Source organism: Leuconostoc lactis (assembly GCF_007954625.1).
Lineage (GTDB): Bacteria > Bacillota > Bacilli > Lactobacillales > Lactobacillaceae > Leuconostoc > Leuconostoc lactis_A.
In genome coordinates this window covers 452,501-471,049 of record NZ_CP042420.1, presented here as the reverse complement: position 1 = coordinate 471,049, position 18,549 = coordinate 452,501, and the positions used below count along the sequence as shown (strand labels likewise).

Below are 18,549 nucleotides of genomic sequence, written 5' to 3'. Positions count from 1 at the left end.
GATGAATCAAAAATTAACGTCAGTTCTCAATCAAGCACCACGCCGTGGCCGTCAATATGCCCTGATTGCGCTGGTATTGCTTGTTTTAGTTGGGTTATCGTCGCCGGCACTAAAGGGTGCAGACATGACCGCTAAAGGTTTTGACATTGGCCAAAGTATTTTAATGGGGCTTGTTACACCGGATACACAATTGCTGTTTGGCTTAGGTGACAGTGGTGTTGCCTACTTGATTTTACAAACAATCGCCATTGCATTTCTTGGGACTTTGGTTGGGGCAGTGATTGCTGTGCCGCTATCATTTGTATCAGCGACTAATATTGTGCCGCGACCGGTTGTAATTGTGACCCGTTTTATCATTATGGCCATTCGGACAATTCCGTCATTAGTTTATGGTTTGATGTTTATTCGGGTCACGGGTCCTGGGCCGTTTGCTGGCGTGATGACGCTGGCGGTGGTTTCAATTGGAATGATTTCGAAGTTATTTATTGAAACAATTGAGGATTTGGATCCCGGTATTTTGGAATCATTGGATGCGTTTGGGTCAACTTTTTTCCAGAAAATTCGCTACGGCGTTTTACCACAACTGGGACCAGATTTTATTTCAATTTTAGTGTACCGATTTGATATGAATTTACGGGAAGCGACTATTTTAGGGCTTGTCGGTGCTGGTGGTATTGGAGCGCCAATGATTTTTGCACTGAGTGCTTATCATTGGCATCAAGTAGGCGCTATTTTAATCGGACTCTTCATTTTGGTCTTTGTCGTGGAAATTTTGTCGGATAAATTACGACAAAAGATTTTACGGGGCTAGGACAACTAGGCGACCAAGGTCGTCTTTTTTTAGGAGGAGACAATGAAACAATTTAAGTTGTATTATACATCTGACGTCCATGGCTATTTACTCCCAACAGACTACATACAAGTTGGTACGCAGCCGTTAGGATTAGCCAATGCAGCCGCCCATTTTCAAAAAGATGCGCAAACGCTTATTATTGATGGTGGCGATATGTTTCAAGGCTCACCAATGTTGCAATATTTACAACAACATCCGACACAAGATGCCGTGGCGACGGCCATGAATCTGGCGGGTTACGATTATGTGACCCTAGGAAATCATGATTTTAATTTTGGCTATGATGCCCTCCAGCAACATTTGGCGCGCTTGGATGCAACGGTGATTGCCGAAAATGTGACGGATTTGAACGGCCACACCTTGTACCCCGCACAAATTAAGACGCTAGGGGATGGGACACGGATTGGGTTAATGGGCTTAGTCACCGATTACATCAATATTTGGGAGCAACCAGACCATTTAAACGGCATTAAAATTACCGCACCATTGCACCAGGCACAACAAACCGTTGCTTATTTACGAGCACATGCTGATGTGGTGATTGGGCTTTATCATGGGGGTTATGAACGCGATTTGACCACTGGTCAGTTACTGAGTGACACGACAGAAAATATGGCGTGGGCATTAACGCAAGCGCTTGATTTAGACATCTTACTAACCGCACACCAGCATGGCGACGTGCAACCGCAAGTGATCAATGGGGTGTTAACGCTACAACTACCCAACCAAGCGAAAAAATTTGCAGTGATAACAGGTCAAAAGCATCAGGATCAATGGTATTTTACTGCTGAAACGAAACCAGTTGGTGACAGCGCACGTCCGGACATCGTCACAGCCCTCGCGCCGTTACAACAACAAGTTGAGGCGTGGCTGGACCAACCGATTGCGACATTAAATACGCCAGTACCACCGGCAGCACCCTTGCAATTAGCGCAATTTGGTCATCCTATTTTGCAGTGGATTGCTGCCGTACAACTCGCAGCCTCTCAAGCTGATGTGACGCTGGTGAGTTTAAACAATAATCCGGTGAGTTTACCGGTCAATGTCACGTTACGACAAATTTTGCAAAACTATCCCTTTGATAACACCTTAGTCACTAAGCAGATCACGGGTCGCGCGTTGCGGGCTAGTTTAGAACACACTGCAGACTACTTTATATTAGAAGAAAACGGCCAGCTGGCGATTAATCCAGCTTGGCTTCAGCCTAAAGTTGAACACTATAACTATGATTTGGTGTATGGGTTGCAGTACACGTTTGATATCACGCAACCAGTTGGGCAACGGGTGACGGCAATGCGGTTTAACGGACAAGCAGTGCAAGATGATGACACGATAACTATTGCTATGAATAGTTATCGTGCTGTTGGTGGTGGCAATTATGCGGCTTATCAACAAGCACCGACTGTTTTTAGTGATGATCGGTCCGTACAAGAATTGCTCACGGCCTATTTTAAAACGCATCAACAGCTCCCAACTGCCCCAAAACTCGCCTTCAACCTGAAATATTGAACAAATTGGATTGTTAAAGTTTAGTAAATAACAGTGCGTAATATAACTGACATCATCCCGATGTTTGCTTATTATATTTAAAGCATAGAATACTCTACGTAACATATCGTAAGAAAAACTTAAATCAATCCAATAAGAGGTATATATTTCATGCTTAGTTTTAAAAAGACATTAACAGTTGCTGCTGGTGTAGCCAGCGCATTTGCTTTCGGTGCATCACATGCTAGCGCCGACACAACAGATTCACAAAACCGTCCAACAGACTATGTTGTTAAGGCTGGCGACACATTGAACAAGTTGTCAAGTGAATACAACACAACAGTTGAAGACATCGCTGCTAAGAACAACATCACTGATGTGAACTTGATCTTTGTTGGTCAACACTTAACTTTTGCTGAAGCAGCTGCGTCACAAGCAACCGCTGCACCAGCACAAACACCAGTGGCACAAGCACCTGCAGCACCTGTTGCCGCACCAGTAAAACAAGCGCCGGTACAACAAGCACCCGCTGCAGCGCCTGTTCGCCAAGCTGCACCACAAGTATCATCTTCAGCTGCTTTGAATGCTTTGATTGCGCGCGAATCTGGTGGTAACGTGCATGCACGTAACGGTCAATACTATGGTATCGGTCAATTGTCAGCACAAGCACGTGCCGTTTACGGTGGTAACTCAGCCGACTATAACGACCAATTGAATGCCATGAAGGCTTATATTGCAGCACGTTATGGTACAGCCGAAAACGCTTGGGCACACTCACAAGCAACTGGTTGGTATTAAAATTTAGCGTGAATACGCCCGACTTTATACTTTAAAAGATCACTGCGGTGATCTTTTTTTGTTGCCATTTTGGCTGGACTTGTTTGACACCTTTTTAGCCAGTCGGTATACTTGTATCAACGCAAGAGGGCCTTTGGGGAGGGGAACGATGACAATGTTAGAGAGCCAATACTATAATCAGGCATTAAAGTTTTTTGTGCATGAAAAACGGGTGCCGGTTAAGCGTATTTTGACGGAAGCCAATATTTCACGTAGTCGTTTTTATGCTTATCTTAACGGCGCGGGTGATTTGGGGATGACGCGGTTGTTATCTATCCTCAATGTCTTACACGTTAATTTGACTGATTTTTTGATGTATGCACGTGTCTTACAAGAAGAGACTTGCCAAAAAATGGGCAAAAAGCCGGTACAGCAAGGTTTGTCACAATCAGAACAATTACAAATAGCCGCACAAGTTGCGACGCAAGTGCATGATTATGCACCATTGGTGCAGGTGTTGCGTCAAGTACAGCAAACCGTTGATTATGATGAAGAACGAGCACAAATTCAGCCGTTGTTGCCACTGATAACCGGTATTTTGTGTGCCTCAACGTACCGGACAGCAACTGAACTCGCGCTTTTTTTAGTGGTGATGCCACATTTAACTTATGACCAACTACAAATGAATTTTCCTAAAGCCCAAGCAGCCCTGATGCAGCGATTGGCAGATAGTCAGGACGTAGCGCCTTATTTGACAAATTTTTTAGTTGAAATGCAATACAAAATGTTGATGGCAACCCTGCAACAGCAAGATATGACCACAAGTATGCAGCTTGTGACACAAATTGCGACCGTCCCAACTGATGCATTAGCTTGGCATGCGCAATTCATTAAAAAAATTGTCGCTGTGATTCAAGCCATTTTACAAGATCAGACCGCCACAGCCAAAATGTTGTACAGTAAATTAATTGAGCTAGTTTATTTTATCCAACCAGCAGACCAATGGCTCAGTTATGAAAAGTTACTGTACCATGATTTTGACCATTTCGAAAAAGCAATTCTCGTCACCAACGCCGTACGATAATTGCTTTTTCTTGTATAATAGACTTATGCAAATAAATTATGATTTTTTAGACAACTATACCTTTAAAAATAAAGCGATGACGGTGCGTAACCGCGTGGTGATGGCGCCAACGACATTACGCTCGTCACTAGAAGATGGTAGTGTATCAGATAATGAATTGCATTTTTATCAATTACGTGCACAAGGGCCGGGGATGATTGTGACCGAAGTGGCTTATGTGAACGAATTAGGCCGCGGTTGGGAGGGCGGCCTTTCAGCGGCGCATGATGATAATATTCCTGGTTTGCGCCGATTAGCAAGTGCGATTCAATCTGGTGGTGCGAAAGCCATTTTACAAATTTTTTCTGCTGGTCGCCAATCGACAAGTGCGATTTTACGTGGCAAAACCCCTGTTTCGGCTTCAGCACAGCCTTATCCAAAAGGTGATCACGAAACACCACGGGCATTAACGCATGATGAAATTGTGCAAACGATTGATGATTTTGCACAGGCCACACGACGTGCCATCTTAGCAGGATTTGATGGCGTCGAGTTGCATGGGGCGAACTTATATTTGATGCAACAGTTTTTTTCACCAGATAGTAACCGGCGGGATGATATTTGGGGTGGCTCGTTAGAAAAACGTGAGCGTTTTGGCTTAGCTGTGACGGCCAAAGTAGCGCAAACCATTGATAAATATGCTGATCGGCCGTTTTTGTTAGGTTACCGCCAATCGCCGGAAGAACCGATGACACCAGGGATTACGCTAGCGGATTCGTTAGCATTTGCCAAAAAAATTGCAGCAGTGCCGGTGGACTATTTACATTTATCATTGAAAGATGCTTTTCAAACACCTTTCAGAGATAAAACAGACACGGCCATGATTATTTCACATTATAAGCAGGCATTACCAGCAGACTTCCCGATTATGGTGGCTGGTCTATTGAAGCAACCAGAACAAGTTGAACGTTTGATGGATGAAGGGGTGACGTTTGCGGCCTTAGGACGTGAATTGATTGTGGAACCAAACTGGGTACAAAAGGTGGCACAACATGACATACAAGCTATTCGGTATGCGGTTTCACCAGCTGATTTTGGGTTGTTAGGGGTGCCAAAGCCACTAGAAAAGTGGTTATTGACACGCTTTAGAAATGGTTTGCCTATTACAACTGATCCAGAGTTTGATCCCAAAGTGCCATGGCAATACTATAAGCACAACGTTGCGAACGCGCCACGGCCAGTTGAGCCAACTCAACTCTTAACGATGAAACCAAAAGCGTCACAATTTGAGTAAACCAATGTGAAGGCAAATAAATTGTAAAAATTGATGACATTTTTTGATAAAAAGTGTTGACGGCGTTTTGATTTCTTGCTATACTAATATAGTTGTTTGATACAGATCAAACATCACTGACCATGGCTCGTTGGTCAAGTGGCTAAGACGCTGCCCTTTCACGGCGGAATCGAGAGTTCGATTCTCTCACGAGCTATATCAAGTCGCAACTTCGGTTGCGGCTTTTTATGTATCCAAAAGCACTGACCAATTATTGGTTGGTGCTTTTTTGTGTTCTGGCTGGATAAAGCGTATAATTAAAGCACTGAATTTGAAGAGAGCGAGACGGATTTTGGCCAACGAAATTAAAACTGATGAAACAAAATACTTGAACAAAACGCTAACAGCAATGAACAAAGCATTGCACACAACTGAGGCTGAAATTAAACGAACAAATAAAAACATTAATAATGTTGCCCAGAGTTGGGGGGATGTTCGCCTCAAGACGGACACTTATTCTGGGATTGTCGAGACAGCCGCCTCAATTCGGCAACAGCAACAAATGCTTTCTGAACGAGAAAATTCTAAGACACGAGCAGAACAACGCTTTGCCACGTTGACGAAGCAAATTGAGCGGCCGTACTTTGCGCGGATTGATTTTAGCGAGTCAGCAAGTGATTCTGGCGAAGCCGAAACGATTTATATTGGTCTTGGGTCATTTAGTGATGAAGACCATAAGTTTTTAGTATATGATTGGCGTGCGCCAGTGGCTTCTATTTACTATGATGGCGGCATTGGTGACGTGTCTTATCTGACACCAGATGGTACCCAACAAGCCAACGTGACTTTGAAACGGCAATTCCAGATTGAAGATGGTGTGATTGTCACACTCTTTGACACGGAGGAAGCGATTGGGGATGCGATGTTGATGAACGCCTTGTCGGGTGAATCATCAACCAAAATGAAGTCCATCGTCACAACTATTCAAAAAGAACAGAATAAAATTATTCGTAACACGGCTGCAGACTTGTTATTTGTACAAGGTGCTGCTGGTTCGGGGAAGACGGCGGCTGTCCTGCAGCGTGTTGCCTATTTGTTGTACCGCTACCGCGGTAAGTTGACGTCTGGGCAAGTGGTGTTATTTAGTCCAAACCAATTATTTAATGACTATATTGATAATGTTTTGCCAGAACTTGGTGAACAAAATATGGTCCAGATGACATTTTATCAGTATGCATCACGCCGTTTACCAAAGATTGCGGTGGAAACCCTGCAAGAACGCTTTGAATATGATCACACCTCCGCTGCAATTAACTTAGCGAAGGGGAGTTTGGCGATGTTTGACGCGGTTACCGCGTATGCTGAACATTTGAACCGCGCAGATATGCGTATTCGCAATATTATGTTCCGAGGTGAACCATTGGTAACTAAAGAACGCATTGCCGAAATTTATTATCAATATAACGACAACTATAAGTTGGGCCAACGGTTGGAAGCAACACGTGACAGTCTCATGCGGATGTTAAGTGCACGAATTGGCACGGAAATGCGCAAAGACTGGGTTGAACTTGAAATTGAAAATCTTTCTAAGCAAGAATATGATGAATTAGTTGGTGCCGGCCGTGTCCGGATGGGCGATGATCAAGAGCAAGATGCGGCTGCTAAAACACGGTTAGCACAGCTGGGTGAAGGCCCTAAAGAGCGCGAGTTTGCGAGTGAAAAAGCAGAACGACAATTCTTGTCACGACAAATTGTAACGCGTGCTTTAAAGCCATTAGCACGTCAAATTCGACGGGGCAGCTTTTTGAATATTAATGCGCAGTTTGTTGATTTCTTGCGTCATGCCCATGAGTATATTGATTTGTCAAAATTTGGTGTGTCCATGGCAGATTGGACCGCCCATGTTGAAAGCGTGATTGGGGCGCTAAAAAATAAGCAATTATCATTAATCGACACGACCATTTACCTATATCTTTATGATCTGATTACCGGAAAAAATGGTGAACGTGATATTCGCTTCTTATTTATTGATGAAATCCAAGATTACACGCCTTTCCAACTGGCCTTTTTGAAGTTTAGCTTCCCGCGCGCAAAATTCACGGTGTTAGGTGATTTGAACCAAGCCATCTTTACCAAAGATAATGCCACGACGTTGCAACAAGACTTTGCGACCTTATTTGATTCAGATCGCGTTGAAACGGTTAAATTGACCCAAACGTATCGGTCAACTCAGCAAATCACCGACTTTACCAAGCACATTTTGCGAGGTGGTGAAGATATTGATGCCTTTAACCGTGCAGGAAATAAGCCGGAATTGTACGTGTTACCTGATGAGGATGCGATGCTGGCACAACTCCGTCAGCGGTTAGCAACAGATGCTGAACAGAAAACATCGACGGCCATTATCACCAAAACACTGGAAGATGCCCAAAACTTGGCTCGTCAGTTAGGGGATCACTCGGTCACATTGATCCAATCTGAAAATCAGCGACTCGCACAAGGGGCGATCATTGTGCCATCTTACTTGGCTAAAGGGTTAGAATTTGATTCAGTCGTGATTTGGCATGCAGATAATACCCGTTATGGGGATGATTCAGAACGCCGTTTGTTATATACGGTAGCGAGCCGTGCGATGCACGAGTTGACGATGCTGGCGCAAGAACAAGCATCTGTTTTGTTAGATGACGTGCCGACAGATCTCTATGAGGTTAAGGCATGAACACGTTAGTACAAGCGATTCAACAACGCTATCAGGGTGACTTCATGACAGTGGGAATTACCGGATCGGTGGCGGTTGGGAAAAGCACGTTTGCGGCCAATTTGGCTGAGGCATTAGCCGTTAACGTCGCTGTTGTCAGCACGGATGATTTTTTGATGTCTAACGCGACGCTCATGGCGCAGGGGTTATTTGATCAAAAGGGCTTCCCACAAACGTATGGATTGGACAAAATGGCACAGATGATTGCGGCCTTTAAAGCTGGTCAATCGACAGTCACAATACCGCTTTATCGCCAAGATATTGCAGATATTGATGCCCAAGCCCAGCAAACGATTCAGCGTCCGGATATTTTAATTATTGAAGGTGTTGTTGCCCTGCAATTGGCAGCACTTGATTTTAAAATTTATTTAGATGCGTCATTAGCAGATATTAAATCTTGGTATTTGTCACGAACATTGGCCATGACGGCGCAAGCGCAAGACGATCCGACATCATGGCGGTATCAATTTGCCCAAATGCCGGTTGCTGAATTATCAGCATTAGCGATGACGACCTGGGATGAAACGAATCAAGTCAATCTGGATTGCTATATTTTACCCACACAACAGCATGCGGATGCCATTGTCAGTCTGGATTCGGAACATCAGATTCGCCGTATAACAATAAAATGATTGTAATTAATTGTCAACTTTGTTGACAATTTTTTTAGTTAGCGGTAAGATATTCTACATGATCAAATGGATCATTTGTTTAGAAAACGCTAATTAATGTGATGATGATCAAAAAAAGGAGTTATATATGAGTGAAAAAATTCTCGACGTGCATGGCAAACCCGTCAATCGTATGGCGATGATGATGGTCTTGCTTGTCGGCGTGTTCTCAGTTATGCTGATGCAAACAGCGTTAGGGACTGCGTTACCTGCGTTAATGACCGCTTTTAACGTGAATGCCTCAACCGTCCAATGGTTAACAACTATTTTCTTGATGGCGAACGGTATTATGGTGCCTGTTTCAGCTTACTTGACAACACGCGTGCCAACGAAGGCTTTGTACCTTTCGTCTTTGGGGCTATTTACTATCGGGACCTTGGTGGCTTTTGTGACGCCAACCAATGCTTTTTGGTTGTTGATGGTAGCCCGTGTCTTGCAAGCCATGGCAGTCGGCATCTTGATGCCTTTAATGCAGGTGGTGTCGCTATCATTATTTGATGCAGAATCACGTGGTAAAGCCATGGGACTTGGTGGCTTAGTTATCGGTATGGCACCAGCCATCGGACCAACGTTATCTGGTTGGATTCTTGAAGAGGATCATACGTTATTGGGCGTCACATTAGTGAGTTCTTGGCGTTCTATCTTTGGTGTGGTACTCCCAGTGGTCATTGTGGTTATGATTGCGTCATGCTTCATTTTCCATGATGTCTTACCAACGCAAAAGGTGACGTTGAACGTGCGCTCATTAATTGAATCAACCTTTGGTTTTGGGTTGGTTTTGTATGGCTTTGCGATGGTTGCCTCAAATGGTTGGGGCAGTGCGCAAGTTATTGTGCCATTAGTCATTGGCTTTTTGACCGTGATCGAATTTATCTGGCATCAATCAAAAATGGACAAGCCGTTTTTGGATATGTCCGTCTTTAAATCAAAGCAGTTCACGATTACAACAATCTTGGTATCACTTGCCATGATGGCCATGATTGGTGTGGAAATGGTTTTGCCAATTTACATGCAAAACATCCGTGGCTTAACGCCACTTCACTCTGGTTTGATCTTGTTACCAGGTGCCTTGATGATGGGGATTGTGTCACCAATTGCTGGGGCATTTTACGATAAACATGGCGCCAAGCGTTTAGCGATTACCGGCTTTACGATCCTGATTATTGGGACAGTACCATTGATTTATTTAACTGCTGATACCCCAACACTTTACATCACCGCACTCTATACATTGCGTATGTTTGGTATTGCCATGACCATGATGCCATTAACGGCGTCGGCGATGGGTGCCTTGTCACCACAAACAGCTGCCCAAGGGACAGCGGCAAACAATACCATGCGTCAAGTGGCTTCTTCTTTGGGAACGGCTGTGTTAGCTTCAGTGATGCAATCGGTCACACAAAATCACATGCCAGCATCAACTATGAAGGGCGCAGATCCATTGTTATTTGGTAAGAAAGCCTTGGACGCCACGTTAACTGGTTTCCACGCCTCATTCTTCCTGGCTGCAGGATTTGCGATTGTTGCCATCTTAATCGCTTTCTTCCTACACAGTGGTAAGGTCAATACACCGGCAAAGGAGGCAGCATAAGATGATTATTATTATTCTGGCAGTATTTGCCGTTCTAGCCTTTTGGGCAAATATGACGATTAAGTCAACTGTGACACGTTATGTGACGGTAACCGTCATGTTTATCGGTTTGGCGTTGAGTGTCGTTGCGATTGTTGCCAACATGCATAGCCATTTTGGGATGAAAACAGTTGTGACAACGACTAAAACTGAAATTTATTCAGCGGGTTCACCGCAACAACAATTTGGGGTACTTTTGTATCAAAGTGTTGGGACTGCGGGTAAAGAAAATGTTTATATTTACAAGGCGTCACCGGACGCCAAGAAAACAACACTGGCTAAACCGGATCTACAGACGACCTCTCAGCGTGTTGCTGTTGATGGTCATAAAGCCTACAAAATTGTGCAAGCAACGCGTTATGTTTACCGTAACAACACTTACAAGTTCTTGTTTGGTTGGGCAGGAAATAATCATCAGTTGAAGCACAAGCATGTGATTTATCAAGTGCCGGCAACTTGGATTGCGATGACGCCTGATCAGGCGAAGTCGTTGGCTGCCAAGATGGCACCTAAGACACCAGAAGAACAAGCTGGTGCTGCGGCTAAGCAAGCGGAATTAGCCGCTTTGGCAAAGATAGACCCAGATCGGGCCGCCCGCGCACAAGTTGATCAGATTAAACAAGTGTTGCAAATTACACAATAAGCACAAATAAAAGCGACAACTTCGACTTTAGAGGTTGTCGCTTTTATGCTATGATAATGAAAATAATGGGCTAGTGTACCGATATGGTACGGGTCACAATCAGCGACAGGAGGGTGAATTTACGCATGTATTTTTTTGTCAATCAAGGCATTGGCCATAGTAATAGTGGTGTCGAACATGCCCAGTTTTATCGTGCGGCCCGTTTTCGCGAACAAGGTTTGCCGTTTAAGTTGGTGTTTACTGACCATTTACCACAGTTACATCAACATATGTCGGAATGGCAACTGGCTGAACATGAAGTCATTGGGCTTTATGACTATTTGTTAAGTGATGACCCAGATGATTATCTACAACAGGGGACGCGCGACCCACAAGTCTATTATGAAGAATCACTTTGGGACACTGAGCAAACACAACGATTACTGTTTAGACAAGCCACCGGTCGGTATACCGAAACGATCCAACGCCGAAAGCACCGAACACGCGATGGTGAATATGTTGTGGTTGATGATCGCGTGATTCTTGAAAATCAGCAACATCGGGTGGCTTGGCATTATCAATATGATGGCGAAAATGGTAAACGCCCTGTCAATATCCATGTCGATAACTTTCGCGGTCAACACTACTTATTCACAACGCAGGAAGAGTTGATAACCTTTTTCTTTGCAGAACTGCAGCGTTATTTTACCCAAAATGTTTATTTTGTTGATCGTGGTGTCTCGCACGAAGCAGCATTGATCAGTTTAAAGCAGGCTGGGTCACCATTACAGCTTGGGGTGGTCATTCATGCGGCGCATTTTGTTGGTTTTGTTAACGGACACCCGCTTTGGAATACTTATTATCAATATGTATTCGATCATTTAGCTTTTGTCGATGTCATGATTGTATCAACCCATCAGCAACGGGAGGATATCCTATCGCAATTACAAGCGCTAGGCGTATCGGATGTTGCCCATAAAGTTGTGGCGATACCAGTTGGCGGGGTATCGGCCATTGCGCCAACGCGTCACTGGCAGGGGCCTACGGCCAAATTTGTCACCGCGGCACGTCTGCACGTCGAAAAAAATTTAACGCAGGTGATTATGGCCGCCAAACAATTGCGTGATGCGGGGATGTCCCTCACATTAGCGATTTATGGTGTGGGACAAGAATATGCGCCCTTAGCACAATTAATCCAAACACATCAGTTAGCAGACGTCGTGACGCTAAAAGGGCTGAGTCAGGATATGTTAGTGGACATGCAACAGTATGATGCGTTTGTCTCGGCTTCCTATTCTGAAGGTTTTGGTCTGGCTTACATGGAAGCGATGAGTTTAGGATTGCCAATTGCAACTTATGCGAATCGCTATGGGGCACAAGCTTTAGTGCGTGACGGCGAGAACGGCTATTTAGCGGCATTTGAGCCACAGGCAACTGCTGAAGCACAGAATATCACACATTTGGCCACGGCAATGCGCCGCATTTTTGATAACTACGATGCGTTATCGCGTGGTGCTAGCCGACGATCAAGTGCATTTCTCAATGCTGATATTGCCATGCAGTGGGGGCGTTTATTGGAGGCTTTGATATGATGATTGAAATGATTAATGCCTTAACTTACAGTGATGCACCAGGTGTTGCTTGGCAAATTGAACGTGTACGTACGGGACAAAGTGACGTTTTGTGGTTGGCAACACCGCATGAAGACGCGGTTCATCTTGTGAAAAAATTAGGACTGTTGCCAGAGCAAGTTTATGATATGTATGCGCAACGGTATTTAACGGCTATTGATGACACGACGGGTATTTGGTGGACAGATTTTCCAGTACCAGCTGATGCGCAATTTTTGATTTATAGTGATTGGACCAAACATATTGTGAGTCGTGGTTATGATCGTGCGCGGGTGCGTTGGTTCAATGATGCGCAACGTTTTGTCCAAGCGGTGATTTGGCTAGATTTAGCGGGTAAAGTAGACTATAAAGAAATCTATCAGCGTAATGGGGCGTTATTTGCTAAACAATATTTTAGTGCGGGTGAGTTGCAACAATCCGATTTTTATTTTGGCAAACAAAATGTCCAAGTACGTGATTTTTACTTTGAGGGCCACCGTAATTTTGTATATGCGTATGATCAAAAGTATGATTCTGCCGCCAGTTATTTAACTGCTGTTTGTCAGCGCTGGCCACAGGCACAATTTAATGTGACGCAGTTAGATCGCACATTGGCGTTTGTCCCAAAACAGACAACATTAACATTGGTAGATGGGGTACTAGATGCCAAAGGGCGTTTACGGGCACAATTAGCAGATATTTTACGTGATGACACCCATTCAGTGACCACGATACGGGTGTCAGAACAGGACTACCAAGCCTTGCAAGTCCTAGGATTACCGTTGCAAAAAGTCCAAGTCGTCACAATTTGAATACCTTTTCACATATCCCAACACAACGTTGGGATTTTGTTCTATAATAGGTATGTAAGAATAAAATTTTGGAGGCTATCATGGCTAAATTGACTGTTTCAGATTTGGAACTTTCAGGTAAGAAAGTATTGATGCGCGTTGACTTCAACGTGCCAATCAAGGCAGGCGTTATCGGAAACGATAACCGTATTGTGGCAGCGTTGCCAACAATCAAGTACGTACTTGAGCATGGTGGACGTGCGATCTTGTTCTCACACTTGGGTCGTATCAAGTCTGAAGACGATAAGAAGGACTTGTCATTGGCACCAGTTGCTAAGCGTTTGGGTGAATTGTTGGGTCAAGAAGTGAAGTTTGTCCCACAAACACGCGGTGCTGAACTTGAAGCTGCTGTTGCAGATTTGAAGGATGGCGAAGTTTTGATGGTTGAAAACACACGTTTTGAAGACGTTGCGGACGGCCAAGAAGTGAAGCATGAATCAAAGAACAATGATGAACTTGGTAAGTACTGGGCATCATTGGGTGATGATATCTTCGTCAACGATGCCTTTGGTACAGCACACCGTGCCCACGCCTCAAACGTTGGTATTTCAGCAAATGTGTCACAAGCAGCTGCTGGCTTCTTGATGGAAAAGGAAATCAAGTTCTTGGGTGACGCTGTGGCAAACCCAGTGCGTCCGTTTGTTGCCATTATTGGTGGTGCCAAGGTTTCAGATAAGATTGAAATCGTCAAGTCATTGCTTGAAAAGGCCGACAAGGTAATTGTTGGCGGTGGGATGGCCTATACTTTTGATGCTGCAAAGGGTTACAAGATTGGAAACTCATTGTTTGAAGCAGATAAGGTTGAATTGGCTAAGGAATTGATGGCAGAAGCTGGCGACAAGCTTGTTTTGCCAGTTGATTCAGTTGCCGCTGATGCTTTCTCAAATGATGCCAAGACAGAAGTTGTTGATGCAGCAGCTGGTATCCCTGATGGTTACATGGGACTAGACATTGGACCAAAGTCAGTGAAGTTGTTCCAAGACACATTAGATGGTGCTAAGACAGTTGTTTGGAACGGTCCAATGGGTGTCTTTGAAATGCCTAACTTTGCTAAGGGAACTTTGGCTATTGCTGAAGAATTAGTGAAGGTCACTGAAAACGGTGGTACAACAATTGTTGGTGGTGGTGATTCAACTGCAGCCGTACAACAATTAGGTGTTGCTGACCAATTGTCACACATCTCAACTGGTGGTGGTGCTTCATTGGAATACCTTGAAGGTAAGGAATTACCAGGAATTGCCGCAATTACAGAAAAGTAAACTTTAAAACAGCCAAACGGCTGTTTTTTTTATTTGGTTTTGGTCAGGTTCGGCTTCGGATAATTTTGACGATGTCATGTATAATAGGACTAACGAAGTCAACTAAGATTTAGGAGTGTCGTATGATTCAGGTTTATAATACATTGTCTCGAGAAAAAGAAGTTTTCAAACCGCTAACACCGGGTAAAGTGAGTATGTATGTCTGCGGACCGACAGTGTATAACTACATCCATATTGGCAATGCGCGATCAGCGATTGCCTTTGATGTGATTCGTCGCTACTTTGAATATCGCGGTTACACTGTTAAATATGTATCGAATTTTACCGACGTGGACGATAAAATTATCAAACGCGCCCGCGAAGAAGGCGTCGATGAAATGACGATTGCCAACAAATATGCTGATGCTTTTCATGCCGATACGTTGCCACTTAACATTAAGCCTGCAACGATTCGGTCGCGCGCAACTGAAGTGATTCCAGATATCATCACTTTTGTACAAGATTTGATTGATAAAGGGTATGCGTATGAATCGGCGGGGGATGTTTATTTCCGTGCCAAGCAGTTTAAGGGTTATGGTATTTTGGCCCATCAAGACTTAACAGAAATGACAGCCAATGCCGCCGGCCGTTTAGATGATGAAGAACAAATCCGTAAGGAAGATCCAATTGACTTTGCGGTTTGGAAGGCTAGCCGTGATACCGATGAAATTTCTTGGGCATCGCCTTGGGGCAATGGTCGGCCAGGTTGGCACATTGAGTGCTCGGTCATGTCACAAAAATATTTGGGTAAAACAATTGATGTTCATGGTGGGGGCATTGATCTGGCGTTTCCACACCATACAAATGAAATTGCCCAATCAGAGGCACGGACGGGCCAAAAATTTGTGAATTATTGGTTACATAACGGCTTTGTGAATGTTGATAATGAAAAGATGTCTAAGTCATTAGGTAACTTTACCACCCTACATGACATGTTGACGGATTACGATGACCCGATGGCAATTCGCTATTTACTTGCCACAACACATTATCGTCGGCCAATTAACTATGCGCCGGACACATTGGCACAGGCACGCGCTGCGTTAGAACGGATCCGGACAGGATATCGCAATTTACAATTCCGCTTAGCAGATGCTGTCCCTGGTCAAGACACAGCGCTCGAAACAACCATCCAACAGCAGGTTGAAGCCTTTGAGTTAGCAATGGACGATGATTTTAATGTGCCAAATGCCGTGGCTGCAATTTTTGAGTTGATTACACTAGCAAATACGTATGCAGAAGCAACAACTGTTTACGATAATACGGTTAAAACACTGTTAACGACAATTGAGACGTTGATGGGTGTTTTGGGAATTGATGGTTTATCAGGAGCGTCAGATCTGACGGTTGAACAACGTCGTCTAATTGATGCCCGTGCCATTGCGCGGACATCGCAAGATTATCAAACATCAGATGAACTACGCGATCAACTCAAGACATTAGGTATTATCATAGAAGATACACCACAAGGGCAGCGATGGCATCGCGCCAAGTAAAAACCGCTTCGGCGGTTTTTTTATTATTCATTGCTTATACAAAGACAAACTTATAGATGGTGTTATCAGTATATATTGAATAAAAAACGAACAAATAAAGTGATAAAAAAGCCAACAAAGGTATAAAACGAACGTGTAAAAAAGGAGTAAAAAAGGGGTTGACGCAGGGGGATAAAGGCGGTATATTAGTATATGTTCTAACGGCGGCGGACAAGCAAGCGGTTACAGTGAGAGATTTCTGAAAGAAATTTCGAAAGAAGTAGTTGACAAGCGAAACGCAACGTAGTAGAATAATAAAGTTGTCTTAGCGGTGCGAAAGCGCAGCGGGGGCGATTACGAAAAAACATTTTGAAAAAAGGTGTTGACAAGTAATCAACCACGTGATAAGATAATATAGTTGTCTCAGCGACAACAAGTAGCACATTGAAAACTGAACAAAACTTTGAACAAACGAATCTGTTACTAGTTATTAGCAGTAATAACTGAAACAAATTTGCGAAGTCAATTCGTAACAAACAATAAACGGATAGTCGTTATAGAGATATAGCAATTAGTCAGTTTAATCGAAGAGTACATCTTCAAACGATGAATTTAATTCATTTAAATTGAGAGTTTGATCCTGGCTCAGGATGAACGCTGGCGGCGTGCCTAATACATGCAAGTCGAACGCGCAGCGAAAGGTGCTTGCACCTTTCAAGCGAGTGGCGAACGGGTGAGTAACACGTGGATAACCTGCCTCAAGGCTGGGGATAACATTTGGAAACAGATGCTAATACCGAATAAAACTTAGTATCGCATGATACAAAGTTGAAAGGCGCTACGGCGTCACCTAGAGATGGGTCCGCGGTGCATTAGTTAGTTGGTGGGGTAAAGGCCTACCAAGACAATGATGCATAGCCGAGTTGAGAGACTGATCGGCCACATTGGGACTGAGACACGGCCCAAACTCCTACGGGAGGCTGCAGTAGGGAATCTTCCACAATGGGCGAAAGCCTGATGGAGCAACGCCGCGTGTGTGATGAAGGCTTTAGGGTCGTAAAGCACTGTTGTATGGGAAGAAATGCTAGAATAGGGAATGATTTTAGTTCGACGGTACCATACCAGAAAGGGACGGCTAAATACGTGCCAGCAGCCGCGGTAATACGTATGTCCCGAGCGTTATCCGGATTTATTGGGCGTAAAGCGAGCGCAGACGGTTGATTAAGTCTGATGTGAAAGCCCGGAGCTCAACTCCGGAATGGCATTGGAAACTGGTTAACTTGAGTGTTGTAGAGGTAAGTGGAACTCCATGTGTAGCGGTGGAATGCGTAGATATATGGAAGAACACCAGTGGCGAAGGCGGCTTACTGGACAACAACTGACGTTGAGGCTCGAAAGTGTGGGTAGCAAACAGGATTAGATACCCTGGTAGTCCACACCGTAAACGATGAATACTAGGTGTTAGGAGGTTTCCGCCTCTTAGTGCCGAAGCTAACGCATTAAGTATTCCGCCTGGGGAGTACGACCGCAAGGTTGAAACTCAAAGGAATTGACGGGGACCCGCACAAGCGGTGGAGCATGTGGTTTAATTCGAAGCAACGCGAAGAACCTTACCAGGTCTTGACATCCTTTGAAGCTTTTAGAGATAGAAGTGTTCTCTTCGGAGACAAAGTGACAGGTGGTGCATGGTCGTCGTCAGCTCGTGTCGTGAGATGTTGGGTTAAGTCCCGCAACGAGCGCAACCCTTATTGTTAGTTGCCAGCATTCAGTTGGGCACTCTAGCGAGACTGCCGGTGACAAACCGGAGGAAGGCGGGGACGACGTCAGATCATCATGCCCCTTATGACCTGGGCTACACACGTGCTACAATGGCGTATACAACGAGTTGCCAACCCGCGAGGGTGAGCTAATCTCTTAAAGTACGTCTCAGTTCGGACTGCAGTCTGCAACTCGACTGCACGAAGTCGGAATCGCTAGTAATCGCGGATCAGCACGCCGCGGTGAATACGTTCCCGGGTCTTGTACACACCGCCCGTCACACCATGGGAGTTTGTAATGCCCAAAGCCGGTGGCCTAACCTTATGGAGGGAGCCGTCTAAGGCAGGACAGATGACTAGGGTGAAGTCGTAACAAGGTAGCCGTAGGAGAACCTGCGGCTGGATCACCTCCTTTCTAAGGAT

At 44.5% G+C, this 18,549-nt stretch carries 13 protein-coding genes, 1 tRNA gene and 1 rRNA gene; all 15 read left to right on the top strand.

All coding sequences use genetic code 11. The features are described from left to right. Position 1 precedes the first annotated feature (1 nt). The 15 genes from phnE to FGL80_RS02325 all read left to right on the top strand — a co-directional run bounded on the left by phnE (position 2) and on the right by FGL80_RS02325 (position 18,541). Complete coding sequence (gene phnE / locus FGL80_RS02395) at positions 2 to 811, top strand: phosphonate ABC transporter, permease protein PhnE (protein ID WP_055307331.1); 810 nt, start codon at positions 2 to 4, stop codon at positions 809 to 811. Positions 812 to 853: 42 nt separating this feature from the next. Further along, a complete protein-coding gene (locus tag FGL80_RS02390; protein ID WP_055307332.1) occupies positions 854 to 2,362 on the top strand; it encodes a bifunctional metallophosphatase/5'-nucleotidase in 1,509 nt (502 codons plus the stop codon). A 150-nt stretch (positions 2,363 to 2,512) separates the two neighbouring features. Then, positions 2,513 to 3,139 (top strand): LysM peptidoglycan-binding domain-containing protein, encoded by a 627-nt coding sequence (locus FGL80_RS02385; protein WP_055307333.1) that lies wholly within the window; start codon positions 2,513 to 2,515, stop codon positions 3,137 to 3,139. A 148-nt stretch (positions 3,140 to 3,287) separates the two neighbouring features. Beyond that, positions 3,288 to 4,202, top strand: coding sequence for a transcriptional regulator (locus tag FGL80_RS02380; RefSeq protein ID WP_055307334.1), 915 nt, complete (start codon positions 3,288 to 3,290; stop codon positions 4,200 to 4,202). Positions 4,203 to 4,227: 25 nt separating this feature from the next. Continuing rightward, positions 4,228 to 5,475 carry an NADH-dependent flavin oxidoreductase gene (locus FGL80_RS02375; protein WP_055307335.1) on the top strand — a complete coding sequence of 416 codons (1,248 nt, stop codon included), beginning with the start codon at positions 4,228 to 4,230 and terminating at the stop codon, positions 5,473 to 5,475. Positions 5,476 to 5,599: 124 nt separating this feature from the next. Then, positions 5,600 to 5,671: transfer RNA gene (locus tag FGL80_RS02370), tRNA-Glu, on the top strand. A 135-nt stretch (positions 5,672 to 5,806) separates the two neighbouring features. Then, positions 5,807 to 8,173 carry an RNA polymerase recycling motor HelD gene (gene helD / locus FGL80_RS02365; RefSeq protein WP_055307336.1) on the top strand — a complete coding sequence of 789 codons (2,367 nt, stop codon included), beginning with the start codon at positions 5,807 to 5,809 and terminating at the stop codon, positions 8,171 to 8,173. Then, positions 8,170 to 8,844 (top strand): type I pantothenate kinase, encoded by a 675-nt coding sequence (locus FGL80_RS02360; RefSeq protein ID WP_055307337.1) that lies wholly within the window; start codon positions 8,170 to 8,172, stop codon positions 8,842 to 8,844. Before helD ends, FGL80_RS02360 begins: the two co-directional genes overlap by 4 nt. A gap of 127 nt (positions 8,845 to 8,971) precedes the next feature. Beyond that, positions 8,972 to 10,474 carry an MDR family MFS transporter gene (locus tag FGL80_RS02355; RefSeq protein WP_055307338.1) on the top strand — a complete coding sequence of 501 codons (1,503 nt, stop codon included), beginning with the start codon at positions 8,972 to 8,974 and terminating at the stop codon, positions 10,472 to 10,474. A 1-nt stretch (position 10,475) separates the two neighbouring features. Then, a complete protein-coding gene (locus FGL80_RS02350) occupies positions 10,476 to 11,156 on the top strand; it encodes a DUF4811 domain-containing protein (protein WP_055307339.1) in 681 nt (226 codons plus the stop codon). Positions 11,157 to 11,281: 125 nt separating this feature from the next. Beyond that, positions 11,282 to 12,727: a glycosyltransferase gene (locus FGL80_RS02345; RefSeq protein WP_055307340.1), complete on the top strand. Its 1,446-nt coding sequence runs from the start codon at positions 11,282 to 11,284 to the stop codon at positions 12,725 to 12,727. Then, positions 12,724 to 13,557 (top strand): hypothetical protein, encoded by an 834-nt coding sequence (locus tag FGL80_RS02340; protein WP_055307341.1) that lies wholly within the window; start codon positions 12,724 to 12,726, stop codon positions 13,555 to 13,557. Before FGL80_RS02345 ends, FGL80_RS02340 begins: the two co-directional genes overlap by 4 nt. Before the next feature lie 80 nt (positions 13,558 to 13,637). Then, positions 13,638 to 14,855: a phosphoglycerate kinase gene (locus FGL80_RS02335; RefSeq protein ID WP_010001539.1), complete on the top strand. Its 1,218-nt coding sequence runs from the start codon at positions 13,638 to 13,640 to the stop codon at positions 14,853 to 14,855. A 122-nt stretch (positions 14,856 to 14,977) separates the two neighbouring features. Further along, positions 14,978 to 16,390, top strand: a complete 1,413-nt coding sequence (gene cysS, locus FGL80_RS02330; protein WP_055307342.1) for a cysteine--tRNA ligase — start codon at positions 14,978 to 14,980, stop codon at positions 16,388 to 16,390. Between the two features lie 601 nt (positions 16,391 to 16,991). After that, positions 16,992 to 18,541: ribosomal RNA gene (locus tag FGL80_RS02325) — 16S ribosomal RNA — on the top strand. The last annotated feature ends 8 nt before the right edge of the window (positions 18,542 to 18,549 follow it).

Excerpts from the sequence above, each read along its gene's own strand:
- phnE (WP_055307331.1), top strand. The coding sequence starts at position 2 with ATGAATCAAAAATTAACGTCAGTTCTCAATCAAGCACCACGCCGTGGC.
- FGL80_RS02390 (WP_055307332.1), top strand. The coding sequence starts at position 854 with ATGAAACAATTTAAGTTGTATTATACATCTGACGTCCATGGCTATTTA.
- FGL80_RS02385 (WP_055307333.1), top strand. The coding sequence starts at position 2,513 with ATGCTTAGTTTTAAAAAGACATTAACAGTTGCTGCTGGTGTAGCCAGC.
- FGL80_RS02380 (WP_055307334.1), top strand. The coding sequence starts at position 3,288 with ATGACAATGTTAGAGAGCCAATACTATAATCAGGCATTAAAGTTTTTT.
- FGL80_RS02375 (WP_055307335.1), top strand. The coding sequence starts at position 4,228 with ATGCAAATAAATTATGATTTTTTAGACAACTATACCTTTAAAAATAAA.
- FGL80_RS02360 (WP_055307337.1), top strand. The coding sequence starts at position 8,170 with ATGAACACGTTAGTACAAGCGATTCAACAACGCTATCAGGGTGACTTC.
- FGL80_RS02355 (WP_055307338.1), top strand. The coding sequence starts at position 8,972 with ATGAGTGAAAAAATTCTCGACGTGCATGGCAAACCCGTCAATCGTATG.
- FGL80_RS02350 (WP_055307339.1), top strand. The coding sequence starts at position 10,476 with ATGATTATTATTATTCTGGCAGTATTTGCCGTTCTAGCCTTTTGGGCA.
- FGL80_RS02345 (WP_055307340.1), top strand. The coding sequence starts at position 11,282 with ATGTATTTTTTTGTCAATCAAGGCATTGGCCATAGTAATAGTGGTGTC.
- FGL80_RS02340 (WP_055307341.1), top strand. The coding sequence starts at position 12,724 with ATGATGATTGAAATGATTAATGCCTTAACTTACAGTGATGCACCAGGT.
- FGL80_RS02335 (WP_010001539.1), top strand. The coding sequence starts at position 13,638 with ATGGCTAAATTGACTGTTTCAGATTTGGAACTTTCAGGTAAGAAAGTA.
- cysS (WP_055307342.1), top strand. The coding sequence starts at position 14,978 with ATGATTCAGGTTTATAATACATTGTCTCGAGAAAAAGAAGTTTTCAAA.